The organism is Pseudomonas sp. GW823-FHT02E01 (genome assembly GCF_058797535.1).
In genome coordinates this window covers 483,595-496,673 of record NZ_JBXAJS010000002.1, presented here as the reverse complement: position 1 = coordinate 496,673, position 13,079 = coordinate 483,595, and the positions used below count along the sequence as shown (strand labels likewise).

Below are 13,079 nucleotides of genomic sequence, written 5' to 3'. Positions count from 1 at the left end.
CGTCTGCAAATCATGATGCTTTGCACCCTACACAGCCAGGCTACCAAACCCGATCACTGATGTTCAGCGACAGGTAGACGGTAGAGTCCGGGAGTAAGGCGCACAAGCCGGCGGATTCTGGCGTAGTCGTAGTCCCTTACGCAAGAAAGCGTAGGTTGCGACTGTCAGGAGATGGCGATCAAACAGAGGCTTTCATTGCACCGACTGGCCTCATCGCGAGCAAGCTCGCTCCCACAATGGATCTGCGCTGAACACTGGATTGGGGAACAACACCGATCAAACTGTAGGAGCGAGCTTGCTCGCGATGAACGCAAGGACACCGCGCCAAATCAGACAGCACGCGTCATCGTTAACGACCATCGCGAGCAAGCTCGCTCCTACAATTACTGGATTTCTTCAGGCTTGACGATCACCCAGTTCTTGTCGGCAGTCACCGTCATCCCTTCCTTGGCCTGGGCCGCGGCATTCTTGGCCATCATGCCGTTAATCTGGGTCATGTACTTGTCCTTGCGGTTGACCCACAGGTGGATGCCGCCCTTGGCCACGTCAACACTGTGGAACAACATGTAACCATCACTGGTCGGGGTATCGCCGCCGACCAGCACCGGTTTTTTCCACTCATCGATGTAGGTCAGGATTGCCGCGTGCTTGCCGGCCATCCAGGTTGCCGGGGTCCACAGGTACGGGGTCAGTTCAAGGCCGAGGTTGGCCTTCTCGTCATACTTGCCGGCGGTGATCTGCTTGCGCGCAGTGGTCAGCTCGCCAGTCTTCGGGTCCTTGAGCAGCAGCGACACGCCGATCACGTTCTGCGGTTTTACGTTGTAGCCGTACTTCGGGTCGGCCGCGACCATGCGCACCAGCTCTTCGGAGGCGGCGGTCATCACGTAGACCTCAATGCCGTTCTCCATCAGTTTGTTGTACAGCTCTTGCTGGCCAGTGAAGATTTTCGGCGGGTTAACGTCGAGCTTCTTGACCACATCGCCTTCGTAATAAGTGGCCGGCACCGGTTTGCCCGACGCCATCATCTCGTCGACGTAGCCCTTGAGTTCCTTGAGCGTAAAGCCGGAGAACACCTGGGCGACCCATGGATAGCAAACCATGTCGTCGAGTTCACAGAGGCGGTAGTAGTAGCTGAACAGGCTTTCCTTGTGGTCGGCGGTGTCCTTGAACGGCATCAGTTTCAGGGAGGGATCGAGCTTGTCGCGGGTGATCAGGCCTTTGTTCTCCATGAACGGCAGCAACGACTCTTCGAGGTCATAGCGGTAACTGGTGTTGTCCATGTCGAACACCGCGTAATTACCTTTGTTGGCGTTGGCGGCGATCATCGCGTCCAGTGCCTTGGCCTGATCAGCGGGCCAGTGTTTCAAATCCGTTGCGAAAGCCTGGCCGGCAAGGCCCAGGCAAAGTGCTGCTGCCAGTAATTTCGGTGCGAACTTCATTGGCGTTTCTCCCTGAATGTGAAAGAGATCGACGCTAACAAATAAGTGTGACAGTCCCCGCCTGTCAGCGACCGTCTGTGTCCCTTTCGCGCCAGTTGCATTTCTGACAGCGACATCCGCTTATTCCAAAAACGACGGATACCATACGTTTTTGATATTAATTCATTAGTTTTCAAACTGTTAGGCTTGCCGGTTCGCAGCTGCCCCGGAAGGCAGCTGGCAAAAGTCTAATGGGAGTTCCAATGAATCTGCCGCTGATTCTCAATCTGCTGGTGTTCCTCGCCCTGCTCCTGGGCCTGGCGCAAACCCGCCACACCACTTGGAGCCTGGCGAAAAAAGTCCTGCTCGCACTGGTGCTGGGCGTGGCATTCGGTGTGGCCTTGCACACTGTTTACGGTGCCGGTAATCCGGTGCTGAAAGCCTCGATCGGCTGGTTCGATCTGGTGGGCAACGGTTATGTGCAATTGCTGCAAATGATCGTGATCCCGCTGGTGTTCGCCTCGATCCTCAGCGCCGTGGCCCGCCTGCACAACGCCTCATCGCTGGGCAAGATCAGCTTCCTGACCATCGGCACGCTGCTGTTCACCACGGCCATCGCGGCGTTGATCGGCATCGGCCTGACCAACCTGTTCGGCTTGACCGCCGAAGGCCTGGTGGCCGGCACCCAGGAAATGGCGCGCCTGCAAACCATCCAGACCGATTACGCCGGCAAGGTCGCCGACCTGAATGTGCCGCAGCTGTTGCTGTCGTTCATTCCGCAAAACCCGTTCGCCGACCTGGCGCGAGCCAAGCCGACGTCGATCATCAGTGTGGTGATTTTCGCTGCGTTCCTGGGTGTCGCGGCGCTACAACTGCTCAAGGATGATGCCGAGAAAGGTCAGAAAGTGATCAACGCCATCGAAACCCTGCAAGCCTGGGTAATGCGCCTGGTGCGCCTGGTGATGAAGCTGACCCCGTACGGCGTGCTGGCGCTGATGACCAAAGTGGTCGCCGGTTCCAACCTGCAAGACATCATCAAGCTCGGCAGTTTTGTCGTGGTGTCTTACATCGGCCTTGGCCTGATGTTTGTGGTGCATGGTGTGCTGGTGTCGGCCGCCGGGATCAATCCGCTGCGCTTCTTCCGCAAGATCTGGCCGGTGCTGACGTTTGCCTTCACCAGCCGCTCCAGCGCTGCGACGATTCCGTTGAGCATCGAGGCGCAGACCAGTCGTTTGGGCATCCCGCAGTCCATTGCCAGTTTCGCCGCTTCGTTCGGCGCGACCATCGGCCAGAATGGCTGTGCCGGTCTGTACCCGGCGATGTTAGCGGTGATGGTGGCGCCGACCGTGGGCATCAACCCGCTGGACCCGCTGTGGATCGCGACACTGGTGGCGATTGTCACGCTGAGCTCGGCCGGTGTGGCCGGAGTGGGTGGCGGTGCGACGTTTGCGGCGCTGATCGTACTGCCGGCGATGGGCTTGCCGGTGTCACTGGTGGCGTTGCTGATTTCGGTCGAGCCGTTGATTGATATGGGGCGTACGGCGTTGAATGTGAGTGGTTCGATCACGGCTGGGGCGATTACCAGTCAGGTGATGCAGCAGACTGATAAAGAATTGCTGGATGCGGATGAGCATTCGGCGTTGGCGCAGGCTTGAGTAGCGTCAGTTAGACCGCTATCGCGAGCAAGCTCGCTCCCACAGGGATCTGTGGTGTTCACACAATTTGTGATTCACCTCAAAACACTGTGGGAGCGAGCTTGTTCCGGGCGGCGATCCGACGATGCTTTTAAACCTTTTCCCAGACTTCGAAGTTGTAGGCCGGCTTGTCATCCACCGCCGGATTTTCGGTGTTGGAAACCAGCTTCCACTGGCCCAAATCAAACTCCGGAAACCACGCATCCCCTTCCGGGCTCAGCGCCACGCGAGTCAGGTACAACCGATCAGCCTGTGCCAAGCCTTGCGCATACAGCTGCGCGCCACCAATCAGCATCAGCTCATCGACGCCCTGTTCCTTCGCCCATGCTTCGGCGCGGACAACGGCGGCTTCCAGCGACGGATAAACCTCCGCGCCTTCGAGCTGCAGATCCGCCTGACGGCTGACCACGATGTTCAAGCGGCCCGGCAACGGACGACCGAGTGAGTCCCAGGTCTTGCGCCCCATGATGATCGGCTTGCCCAGGGTGGTGGCCTTGAAATACTTGAAGTCCCCCGGCAAGTGCCAGGGCATGCTGTTGTCGACGCCGATCACACGGTTTTCACCGAGGGCTGCGATCAGGCTGAGGGGGAGTGATTTAGTCATGCCGGCGAGGATACCAGAGCCTCGCTTTCGCCGATAAGCGTCACAGCGGTTATGCTCACAGCTCAATTAAGCGACGGGATGCCGCGTGACTGAACTCAATACCCTCTGGCTGACAGAAACCATCCGACTGCGCGAAGAACACGCAGGCCCCCTGGAAGACCTTGAAGCCAACCGGCTGGCCCGCAGCGTCGGCGGTGATTTGCCGTCGCGCATTGAACGCCGGGCCCTGTGGCTGGCTGAACGTGATGGCTTGGTTACGGCCCTCAAACACTGGCTGCAAGGCGCACGACTGGCGCTGATCGTAATGGCGGTGCTGGCGGTGATCAGCGGCGCCGGCCTGGCCTTTGCTGCAATGGGCGATGGCCTGCACCCGGTGAATGTGTTCTGGGCCTTGGGCAGCCTGCTCGGGCTCAACCTGATCCTGCTGCTGAGTTGGGCCCTGGGCCTGGCGTTTGCCGGAGAACACGGCGCCAGCCTCGGGCGACTATGGCTGTGGCTAAGTGAAAAACTCGCCCGGGACGCCAAGGCCACGCAACTGGCCCCCGCCCTGCTCCTGTTGTTGCAACGGCAGAAGCTCAATCGCTGGGCCATCGGCGTAGTGGTCAACGGCCTGTGGTTGCTGGCGATGATCAGCGCCTTGGTCATTCTGCTGACACTGATGGCAACCCGGCGCTATGGCTTTGTCTGGGAAACCACCATCCTCAGTGCCGACACCTTTATCGCCGTCACTCAGGCGCTTGGCGCGCTGCCAGCCCTGCTCGGCTTCAGCGTGCCGACCGAGGAGATGATCCGTGCCAGCGGCGACGCCGCACTGAGTATCGAAAGCGCCCGCCAGGCCTGGGCAGCATGGCTGGTCGGCGTTCTGCTGGTCTATGGGATTTTGCCGCGCCTGCTGCTCGCACTGTTTTGCCTGTGGCGCTGGAAATCCGGGCAAACGGCGCTCCGCCTGGATTTGAACCTGCCCGGCTACGCACAGCTTCGCGAACGCTTGATGCCCACCAGCGAGCGTCTCGGCATCAGCGATGCGGCGCCTGAGCAACTGCATCGCGTGGAAAGCGGCGTCAGCGAACAACAAAGTGATGGTGCTCTATTGGTCGCCATCGAGCTGGACGACGACCGCCCGTGGCCACCGCAATTGCCGAAAAACGTCAGCAACGCTGGCATCCTCGACAGCCGCGAATCGCGACACAAACTCCTCGAACAATTGACCCGCTTTCCCCCGGCACGCCTGGCCATTGCGTGCGATCCACGGCGCTCGCCGGATCGCGGCAGCCTGGCCCTGATTGCCGAACTGGCCCGCAGCGCCAGCGCCACCCGAGTGTGGTTGTTGCAGGCGCCCCCCGGTGAAGCGCTGGACGCGGAACGTCTGGGCGACTGGCACGTGGCGCTGCAACAGCTTGAGCTGCCGTTTGCCGATTGTGCACCGATGAACTGGCTGGAGACGGGTCATGACTAATCCCCTGAAACTCGCCGTGGTCGGCCACACCAACGTCGGCAAAACCTCACTGCTGCGCACCCTGACCCGCGACGTCGGCTTCGGTGAAGTGTCCCATCGTCCCAGCACTACACGGCACGTCGAAGGCGCCCGTCTTTCGGTGGACGGCGAGCCGCTGCTCGATCTCTACGACACTCCCGGCCTGGAAGACGCCATCGCCCTGCTCGACTACCTCGAACGCCTGGAGCGGCCTGGCGAACGCCTCGACGGCCCGGCGCGGCTGGCGCGTTTCCTGGATGGCAGCGAAGCCCGGCAACGCTTCGAACAGGAAGCCAAGGTGCTGCGCCAGTTACTGGCGTCGGACGCCGGGCTCTACGTGATCGACGCCAGGGAACCGGTACTGGCCAAGTATCGCGACGAGCTGGAAGTGCTGGCCGGTTGCGGCAAACCCTTGCTGCCGGTGCTGAATTTCGTCAGCAGCGCCAACCACCGCGAACCGGCCTGGCGTGAAGCGCTGGCGCGGCTGGGCTTGCATGCCTTGGTGCGCTTCGACAGCGTCGCGCCGCCGGAGGATGGCGAGCGTCGACTCTATGAAAGTCTCGCCCTGCTGCTGGAAACTGCCCGGCCGCAGCTCGAACGACTGATCGCCGATCAGCAAGCCCAGCGTCTGGCTCGCCAACAAAGCGCAGAGCGATTGATTGCCGAATTGCTGATTGATTGCGCGGCCTGCCGGCGCAGTGTGGTCAGTGAAGCCGAGCAGGAACAAAAGGCAATCAGCGAACTGCGCAAAGCCGTGCGCCAGCGTGAGCAGCGTTGCGTCGAGTCCCTGCTCAAGCTGTACGCCTTCCGCCCACAGGATGCCGCGGCCAGTGATTTGCCGCTGCTAGACGGTCGTTGGGGCGACGATTTGTTCAACCCGGAAACCCTGAAACAACTGGGCGTTCGGGTCGGTGGTGGTATCGCAGCGGGTGCCGCTGCCGGGGCCGGGGTCGATTTGCTGGTGGGCGGCATCACGCTAGGCGCGGCGGCATTGGCCGGAGCGATTGCCGGCGGCGCGCTGCAAACCGCCCGCAGTTATGGCAGTCGCTTGCTCGGCAAGCTCAAGGGCCAGCGCGAACTGACGGTGGATGACAACGTGTTGCGCCTGTTGGCGTTGCGCCAGCGGCAATTACTGCAAGCGCTCAATGCCCGTGGGCACGCGGCGATGGACAGTATTCAGGTGGCCACGCCACAGGATAAAACCTGGCGCGAAGGCAAACTGCCCGAGGCCCTGAACAAGGCGCGGGCGCATCCGCAGTGGTCGTCGCTCAATGCGCATCCGAAGTTGAATCAGGCGGAGCGCCAAGAGCAGGTTGAGGTGTTGGCGCAGCAGCTTTGATACGGTTGATCAGCGCCAGTTGAACTTCAGATACGTGGCGCTTAGCACCGAGGCAAGCTGTTGGTCCACTGCATCCTGATCGCCATCGTTATCCATATCGTAATTGATCACCCAATCCAGCTTGCCGTCGTTATTGGTGTCGTAGGCAGAGGCCGTGTAAACGATGCTTTGATCTGACGGTTTGCCGACACCCTCATGAAAGTGCAGACGTACGGTGTCTGGCGAGTCGTCCTTGGCAAAGTCCTCTGTAAATATCTTGAGATAACGGTCCCAGGTATTTCCACGATTGAACCACTTGAGCCGCAGGAACGCGTCTGCAAACGATTTGAGTAACCGTTCGTCCTTGGTGTTTTCCTTACCGTCGTTGTTCACATCGCCAATCTGAAAATCAACTTTGCCATCGGCAGTGATATCCAGTGCATATGCCTTGTGAACGAGCAGATCTTCGGCACCGTTAGTCTCTTCGAAGAAATGCAGGAGCACGGTGTCAGCCCTGCCGTTCGCGCTTCGGTCCTGGGCAGTGACTTTCAAATAACGCATGTGGATAGCTCAAATCAATATAGGGTCGATCAAGCTATCCCGTCCCGCTGAAACGTTCTGCGCGAATAGTCTCTTCATCTTGTAGGGGGTTTCAGCAACACTTGTCGTTCAAGCCGCCTTGGGCAAAAGGCCTAAAGCCTTGCGCTTCAGAATATCGAGATCGAGAAGCGGCACGTTCATCTCCTTGGCCAACTCATCCCACTGTCGCATGCGCAAACTGACCGCGCACAGCGGATCCTTTTCAAAGATCTCAGCCTCTTCAACCGTCATCACCCCGCCCTGATATTCCAGGGTTCGGCGACTGGCTTCACTCAAGCGCTCGTAGTATCCCGCCTCCTTGAGCGTCAGGTAACGCTTGGCCTGCACGTGGTATTCGACCAGCCGAGCCATACGCTCGCTGAAGCCGGCACGGCGCAGATAATCCGCGCCCAGACGCTCATGGCTGACAACGCCGAAGCCGCCCATGTTCTCCGCGCTTTCGCCACAGATATGCCCGATGTCATGAAAGAACGCCGCCAGCACCACTTCATCGTCGAAGCCTTCGGCCATGGCCAGTTCCGCCGCCTGGGACATGTGCTCGATCTGCGAAACCGGTTCACCGATGTAATCGCTGTCGCCAAAACGCTCGTACAGACTGAATACTTCGGCGACGACTTGTTCATTGCGCCCCATCAGATTTCCCCCAACACAGCTGCGATGTTTCGTTCAGCCATCGCCGGCCCGACGCTCATGCCGACACCGGTGTGCATCAACGCCACGCTCAGGCCTTTTGCCGGGCGCAGGAACGAAAACGGTCCCGGCCCCCGTGAACCATAGACCCCCTGCCAGCGTTCGACCACCTGCACCTTGCAGCCCAGAGTTTGCTCGGCCAGCTCGATCATCCAGTCATCGACCTGCTCGGCATTGAAGGGCGACGGATCGCTGCCGTAATGGTGCGAATCGCCAATGATCAACTCGCCATAGGGCGTCGGGCTGATCAGCAGGTGGATGCCGTTTTCGTGCAGGTGCGGCGTGTGCCGCAGAATGTCTGCCTGCACCGCCGCGGCCTCCGGCAAGTCGGCGAAGGCGTCGTAGTGCACGCAACTCAAACCGGTGAGCAACGCGTGTTGCAGGTTGAGGTGGATTTGCGGTCGGGCGCGGAGCATTTGCAGGCGGCAGATTTGCGGCTCGAGCTCAGCGATCTGTTCGGCCAGTAACGTCTGATAATCGTGGCCGGAGCAGACAATGATCTGCTCGGCACTGAAGCTGCCGGCGGTGCTGTGCAGGCGACCCGGCTCGATATCGCGCACCAGGGTGGAGAAGTGAAACTTGACCCCCAGGTCGCGGCGCAGGAAATCGATCAGCGCCGGAATCGCTTCGCGGGAATACAACTGCTGATCGTCCATGCCATGCAACGCAGCGCGGTGATGGCGGAACTGACCGTCGTACAAATCGCGCAATGCGGCACCGCGCAACAGGTCGACACGGTAACCGTGCTCCACCGCGCGGCCGTCGCAAAAGGCTTGCAGCAGCTGTTCTTCCGCCTCGGTGCGGGCGAACAGGTAAGAGCCATTGCGCTTGAGTTGCAGGCCGGCGAGCTGGGCCCAATCACCCCAGATTCCGCGACTGGCGCGGGCCAGTTCCAGCATCGGCCCCGGCGGCTGGCCGGTGACCAGTGCCTGGCCGAAGTTGCGCACCGAAGCGCCGAGGGGCGTTTCGCTGCGCTCGAAAACCGTGACCTTGAGACCGCGCTTGGCGGCGGCATACGCGTGGGACAAGCCCAGGATGCCGGCGCCGACGATCAGCATGTCGTTGTGTTGTGTCATGGGGTCTTGTCCTGAATTTGAAACCGCTTTCGCGAGCAAGCCCGCTCCCACATTGGAATGCGTACTCCTGTGGGAGCGAGCTTGCTCGCGATGAGGCCCTTTCAGCCGATAAAGATCTTACTTGGCCGCCACTTTCTCGGACTTGCCGTCATAGCGCTTGCGCCACTCGGTCAGGATCTCGTCGCGGTTCTTCGAGGCCCAGGCGAAGTCGTTCTTGATCAGGCGTTGTTCGTAGTCGGCCGGCAGTTCGGTCTGTGGCTTGGCGATGCCAGGCTGGGCGAGCACGGCGAAGTTTTCCTTGTAGAGCTCCATCGCCTCAGGGCTGGCCGAGAAGTCAGCCAGTTTCTTCGCCGCCTCTTCGTGGGCAGTGCCCTTGATCACGGCAGTCGCTTCGATCTCCCAACCCAGGCCTTCCTTCGGCAGGATGATGTCCAGCGGTGCGCCCTGGCGTTTCAGTTGAACAGCCGGGTACTCGAAGGAAATACCGATCGGGAATTCACCAGCCGCCGCCAGTTTGCAAGGCTTGGAGCCGGAGTGAACGTACTGGCCGATGTTCTGGTGCAGGCCGTCCATGTAGGCCCAGCCCTGCTTCTCGCCGAAGGTCTGCAGCCAGGCGCTGACGTCGAGGAAACCGGTGCCGGACGAGGCCGGGTTTGGCATGACGATCTTGCCTTTGTACTCAGGCTTGGTCAGGTCCTGCCAGCTCACGGGCTTGGTCAGGCCCTGCTTTTCGGCTTCGACGGTGTTGAAGCAAATGGTCGCGGCCCACACGTCCATGCCGACCCAGGCTGGTGGGTTGGCCGCGTCGCGGTAGTTGGCGCCGATCTTGCCCAGGTCTTTCGGTGCGTAGCTTTGCAGCATGCCTTGCTGATCGAGAATCGCCAGGCTCGAAGCGGCCAGGCCCCACACGGCGTCAGCCTGCGGACGGGCTTTTTCGGCCAGCAGTTTGGCGGTGATGATGCCGGTGGAATCACGCACCCATTTGATTTCGACGTCCGGGTTGGCCTTTTCGAACGCTTGCTTGTAGGTCTTCAGTTGTTCGGCTTCGAGAGCGGTGTACACCGTCAACTCGGTTTTCGCCGCAAAGGCATTCAGGCTGAAAGCGGTGAGGACAGCAGCGGCCAGGGCCATAGGCTTGAACATGATCTTTTCCTGTTTTTGAGTTGAGGGGTTGTGCAGATTCAATGACCGGGTGTGGTCTGCCGCCAGGCCTGGGAGCGGCGCAGCAAACCGCGCGAGGCCCAGGCCAGCAGCAGGGACACGCCCGCCGAGGTAATCAGGATCAGGGTCGACATCGCCGCTGCACCGCCGACGTTGCCGGCGTCATCCATGTTCAGCACCGCCACTGCCGCGAGGATGGTGTCGGGGCTGTAGAGGAAGATCGCCGCCGAGACGGTGGTCATGGCCGAGACGAACAGGTAGCGCACGATGTCCAGTAGCGCCGGCAGGCAGATCGGCACGGTGACGCGCAGGTAGTGGCGGTACAGCGGCGTCTTGAGCGACAGCGCGGCGGCTTCAAACTCGGCATCGAGTTGACGCAGCGCGGTGGTGGCGGTCATTTGTGCGGTGGTCAAATAGTGAGCAATGGTGCAAACAATCAACAGTGTCATGGTCCCGTAGAGCACATGCAGCGGGTTGCCGGTGAGGTTGAAGAAGAAGACGTAGCCCAACCCAAGCACCAGGCCTGGCACCGCCATCGGCACGAAACTGAGCATGCGCAGGGTCAAGTTCAGGCCGCGCTGACCCTTGGTTTTTTCCATCAGGTAGGCGCCGGTGAAGATCAGCAGGCTGCCGATCAACGCCGTGCCCAAGGCCATCTTCAGGCTGTTGCCGTAGGCCAGCCAGCCACCGCCGGCGGTTTCGTTGAACTGATAATGGTTGAGCGACAGCGACAGGTTGTACGGCCAGAACTTCACCAGGGACGAGAACACCGCCATGCCGAACACCAGCAGCAACGTGGCGCAGATCAGCAGGACGATAGCCAGGTAGCAGCTGTCGCGCAGCTTCGACGGCGCGGGTTTGAACACCTGGGCACGACCGCTCATGGAATCACCGTGACGCCGACGCAACCAGGCATCGACCCCGAAGCTGAACAGCGCCGGTAGCAGCAACACCATGCCGATCAACGCGCCACGACCGAACTGTTGCTGGCCGACCACCGCCTTGTAGGCCTCCAGCGCCAACACTTGATAGTCGCCACCGACAACCACTGGTACGCCGAAGTCAGTGATGGTCAGGGTGAACACCAGACAGAATGCGGCGAACACGGCCTGACGGGTCGCCGGCCAGGTGATGCTGCGGAAGGCTTTTGCAGGACTCGCACCCATGCTGGAGGCGGCATCGAACAGTCGCGCATCGGCCAGGGACAGGGCCGACAGAAGAATCATCAAGGCGTGCGGGAAGGTGTAGATGACTTCACCAAGCACAATGCCCCAGAAGCCGTAGATGTTGTCCGAGAGCAGGCCACGCAGCATGCCCTGGTTGCCGAACAGATAAACCAGCGCGATGCCGGGCAACATCGAGGGCGCCATCAATGGCAGCAGGGAAATGCCACGCCAAATGCCTTTGGCGGGAATCAAGGTTCGTTGCAGCGCGTAGGCAAACAGGTAGGCCAGCGGTACGACAATGGCCGCGACACTGAGGGAAACCTTCAGGCTGTTACCGAGCAACCAGTGGAAGTTCTCGCTGGTCACCAGCTCTTTCGCTGCGACCCAGCCACCGCCCTGCCCGGCCTCGGCGCTGAAACCGCGCCAGAGAATCGCCAGCAACGGCATCAATACGGCAACGCCCAACAACACCAGCATGAGGACTTTGCCGCCGATCACGAACAACCGGTCACCGATCTCGGCGCGGGTGGTCTGCCGAACCTGCTTGTGCGGCAGCGGCAGCGCGATGTTCGCGCTCATCAGGCAAACACCTGCAGGCTACGCGGCGGCAAGGCGACCATGATCTGCTGGGCACCAAGGCGCGGCATGGCTTCTGGCGCCAACTCCGCCAACAGCGGGTGCCCCGGCAACTGATCGAGCTCGAAGCTCATGCGGCAGCGATTGCCGAGGAAGGTGATTTCACGAACCTTGGCCGGGAACAGGTTTTCCTCGTGCACCAGCGGGTTGACGTTGATCGCTTCCGGCCGGCAGAACAAACGGCCCGACGCGGACTTGGCGCTGCCTTCGGCCAGACGCATGTTCATCCCGCCGACCTGGGCGTGGCTGTCGCTGTTGCGCTGGAAGGGTAGCCAGTTACCCTGGCCGACGAACTCCGCCACGAATGGCGTGGCCGGGCGGTTGTAGATTTCCTGCGGCGTGGCGTACTGCTCGACCTTGCCGTTGTTCATCACGGCGATACGGTCGGCCATCAGCATGGCCTCGTCCTGATTATGGGTGACCATCAGGGTAGTGATGCCGAGGTTGCGTTGCAGTTGGCGCAGTTCGGTACACAGATGCTCGCGCACCCGGGCATCGAGGGCCGACATCGGTTCGTCCAGCAGCAATAGCGAAGGTGCCGGGGCCAGGGCGCGAGCCAGTGCAACCCGCTGCTGCTGGCCGCCAGACAACTGGCCGGGATACTTTTTCTCGCTGCCGCCCAGGCCGACCAGTTCCAGCATCTGGCCGACTCGACGGCGCACTTCGTCACGACCGCTGCCGGCGAGGCCGTAGGCAATGTTCGCTTCGACGGTGAGATTGGGAAACAACGCGTAGGACTGGAACAGAATGCCGTAGTCCCGCGCTTGGGGCGCCAGGTGGGAAACGTCGCGATCGCCCAGGTACAACTCGCCGCTGTCCTGTTTCTCCAGACCGGCGATGCAGCGCAGCAAGGTGGTCTTGCCACAGCCCGACGGCCCCAGCAGACACACCAGCTCACCGGCCGCCACATCGAGGGACACGTTGTCCAGCGCGGTGAAGGCGCCAAAACGCTTCTGTACACCGCGCACTTTCATCGGTGCGCCGGGGTTGGTCAGGGCAGTTGCGATCGAGTTGTTCATGGACGGACCTCATCGAGCAGATGGGGGCCATCCTAGAGTTGTAATGAGTCCGTCATGTGGCAGTAAGGCAAAAACTGCCGATAGTGGTATTCAAGGATTTTGGTTCAAGTCTTGTGTTGCCTGAACTGGCCTCATCGCGAGCAAGCTCGCTCCCACAGTGGGTTTGAGGTGAAACACAGATTGTGTGAACACCAAAAAACCCTGTGGGAGCGAGCTTGCTCGC

Annotated in this window: 11 protein-coding genes; 3 read left to right on the top strand and 8 right to left on the bottom strand. The window is 60.7% G+C overall.

The genetic code is table 11. The annotated features are described in order from the left end of the window. Window positions 1-383: 383 nt before the first annotated feature. Entirely contained in the window at window positions 384-1,439 is a 1,056-nt protein-coding gene (locus AC1RDQ_RS06075) for an HAD family hydrolase (protein ID WP_407516158.1), read from the bottom strand. A 242-nt stretch (window positions 1,440-1,681) separates the two neighbouring features. Here AC1RDQ_RS06075 and AC1RDQ_RS06070 point away from each other — a divergent pair, with 242 nt between their 5' ends. After that, window positions 1,682-3,073, top strand: a complete 1,392-nt coding sequence (locus AC1RDQ_RS06070) for an L-cystine transporter (RefSeq protein ID WP_492586723.1) — start codon at window positions 1,682-1,684, stop codon at window positions 3,071-3,073. Window positions 3,074-3,203: 130 nt separating this feature from the next. On the opposite strand, the gene AC1RDQ_RS06065 is transcribed toward AC1RDQ_RS06070, so the two are convergent. Next, window positions 3,204-3,716, bottom strand: a complete 513-nt coding sequence (locus AC1RDQ_RS06065) for a dihydrofolate reductase (protein ID WP_057712886.1) — start codon at window positions 3,714-3,716, stop codon at window positions 3,204-3,206. An 85-nt stretch (window positions 3,717-3,801) separates the two neighbouring features. On the opposite strand from AC1RDQ_RS06065, the gene AC1RDQ_RS06060 reads away from it, so the two are divergent. Together AC1RDQ_RS06060 and AC1RDQ_RS06055 are read left to right on the top strand one after the other, a co-directional pair. After that, window positions 3,802-5,172: a DUF2868 domain-containing protein gene (locus AC1RDQ_RS06060; RefSeq protein WP_492586721.1), complete on the top strand. Its 1,371-nt coding sequence runs from the start codon at window positions 3,802-3,804 to the stop codon at window positions 5,170-5,172. Further along, window positions 5,165-6,529 (top strand): GTPase/DUF3482 domain-containing protein, encoded by a 1,365-nt coding sequence (locus tag AC1RDQ_RS06055; RefSeq protein ID WP_492586720.1) that lies wholly within the window; start codon window positions 5,165-5,167, stop codon window positions 6,527-6,529. The genes AC1RDQ_RS06060 and AC1RDQ_RS06055 overlap by 8 nt, the downstream gene beginning before the upstream one ends. A gap of 9 nt (window positions 6,530-6,538) precedes the next feature. On the opposite strand, the gene AC1RDQ_RS06050 is transcribed toward AC1RDQ_RS06055, so the two are convergent. The 6 genes from AC1RDQ_RS06050 to AC1RDQ_RS06025 form a co-directional block, all read right to left on the bottom strand. Next, complete coding sequence (locus AC1RDQ_RS06050) at window positions 6,539-7,069, bottom strand: hypothetical protein (protein ID WP_057712883.1); 531 nt, start codon at window positions 7,067-7,069, stop codon at window positions 6,539-6,541. 108 nt (window positions 7,070-7,177) lie between these two features. Continuing rightward, window positions 7,178-7,741, bottom strand: coding sequence for a phosphonate degradation HD-domain oxygenase (locus tag AC1RDQ_RS06045; RefSeq protein ID WP_057712882.1), 564 nt, complete (start codon window positions 7,739-7,741; stop codon window positions 7,178-7,180). Then, window positions 7,741-8,874, bottom strand: a complete 1,134-nt coding sequence (locus AC1RDQ_RS06040; RefSeq protein ID WP_492586718.1) for a TIGR03364 family FAD-dependent oxidoreductase — start codon at window positions 8,872-8,874, stop codon at window positions 7,741-7,743. Before AC1RDQ_RS06040 ends, AC1RDQ_RS06045 begins: the two co-directional genes overlap by 1 nt. 117 nt (window positions 8,875-8,991) lie before the next feature. After that, window positions 8,992-10,017: a putative 2-aminoethylphosphonate ABC transporter substrate-binding protein gene (locus AC1RDQ_RS06035; RefSeq protein WP_057712880.1), complete on the bottom strand. Its 1,026-nt coding sequence runs from the start codon at window positions 10,015-10,017 to the stop codon at window positions 8,992-8,994. Window positions 10,018-10,055: 38 nt separating this feature from the next. Next, window positions 10,056-11,780 (bottom strand): putative 2-aminoethylphosphonate ABC transporter permease subunit, encoded by a 1,725-nt coding sequence (locus AC1RDQ_RS06030; RefSeq protein WP_492586717.1) that lies wholly within the window; start codon window positions 11,778-11,780, stop codon window positions 10,056-10,058. Continuing rightward, complete coding sequence (locus AC1RDQ_RS06025; protein WP_057712878.1) at window positions 11,780-12,856, bottom strand: putative 2-aminoethylphosphonate ABC transporter ATP-binding protein; 1,077 nt, start codon at window positions 12,854-12,856, stop codon at window positions 11,780-11,782. The genes AC1RDQ_RS06030 and AC1RDQ_RS06025 overlap by 1 nt, the downstream gene beginning before the upstream one ends. Between the last annotated feature and the right edge of the window lie 223 nt (window positions 12,857-13,079).

Coding starts and splice junctions, on each gene's coding strand:
- AC1RDQ_RS06035 (WP_057712880.1), bottom strand. CDS start 10,017: ATGTTCAAGCCTATGGCCCTGGCCGCTGCTGTCCTCACCGCTTTCAGC.
- AC1RDQ_RS06025 (WP_057712878.1), bottom strand. CDS start 12,856: ATGAACAACTCGATCGCAACTGCCCTGACCAACCCCGGCGCACCGATG.
- AC1RDQ_RS06070 (WP_492586723.1), top strand. CDS start 1,682: ATGAATCTGCCGCTGATTCTCAATCTGCTGGTGTTCCTCGCCCTGCTC.
- AC1RDQ_RS06050 (WP_057712883.1), bottom strand. CDS start 7,069: ATGCGTTATTTGAAAGTCACTGCCCAGGACCGAAGCGCGAACGGCAGG.
- AC1RDQ_RS06045 (WP_057712882.1), bottom strand. CDS start 7,741: ATGGGGCGCAATGAACAAGTCGTCGCCGAAGTATTCAGTCTGTACGAG.
- AC1RDQ_RS06040 (WP_492586718.1), bottom strand. CDS start 8,874: ATGACACAACACAACGACATGCTGATCGTCGGCGCCGGCATCCTGGGC.
- AC1RDQ_RS06075 (WP_407516158.1), bottom strand. CDS start 1,439: ATGAAGTTCGCACCGAAATTACTGGCAGCAGCACTTTGCCTGGGCCTT.
- AC1RDQ_RS06055 (WP_492586720.1), top strand. CDS start 5,165: ATGACTAATCCCCTGAAACTCGCCGTGGTCGGCCACACCAACGTCGGC.
- AC1RDQ_RS06065 (WP_057712886.1), bottom strand. CDS start 3,716: ATGACTAAATCACTCCCCCTCAGCCTGATCGCAGCCCTCGGTGAAAAC.
- AC1RDQ_RS06030 (WP_492586717.1), bottom strand. CDS start 11,780: ATGAGCGCGAACATCGCGCTGCCGCTGCCGCACAAGCAGGTTCGGCAG.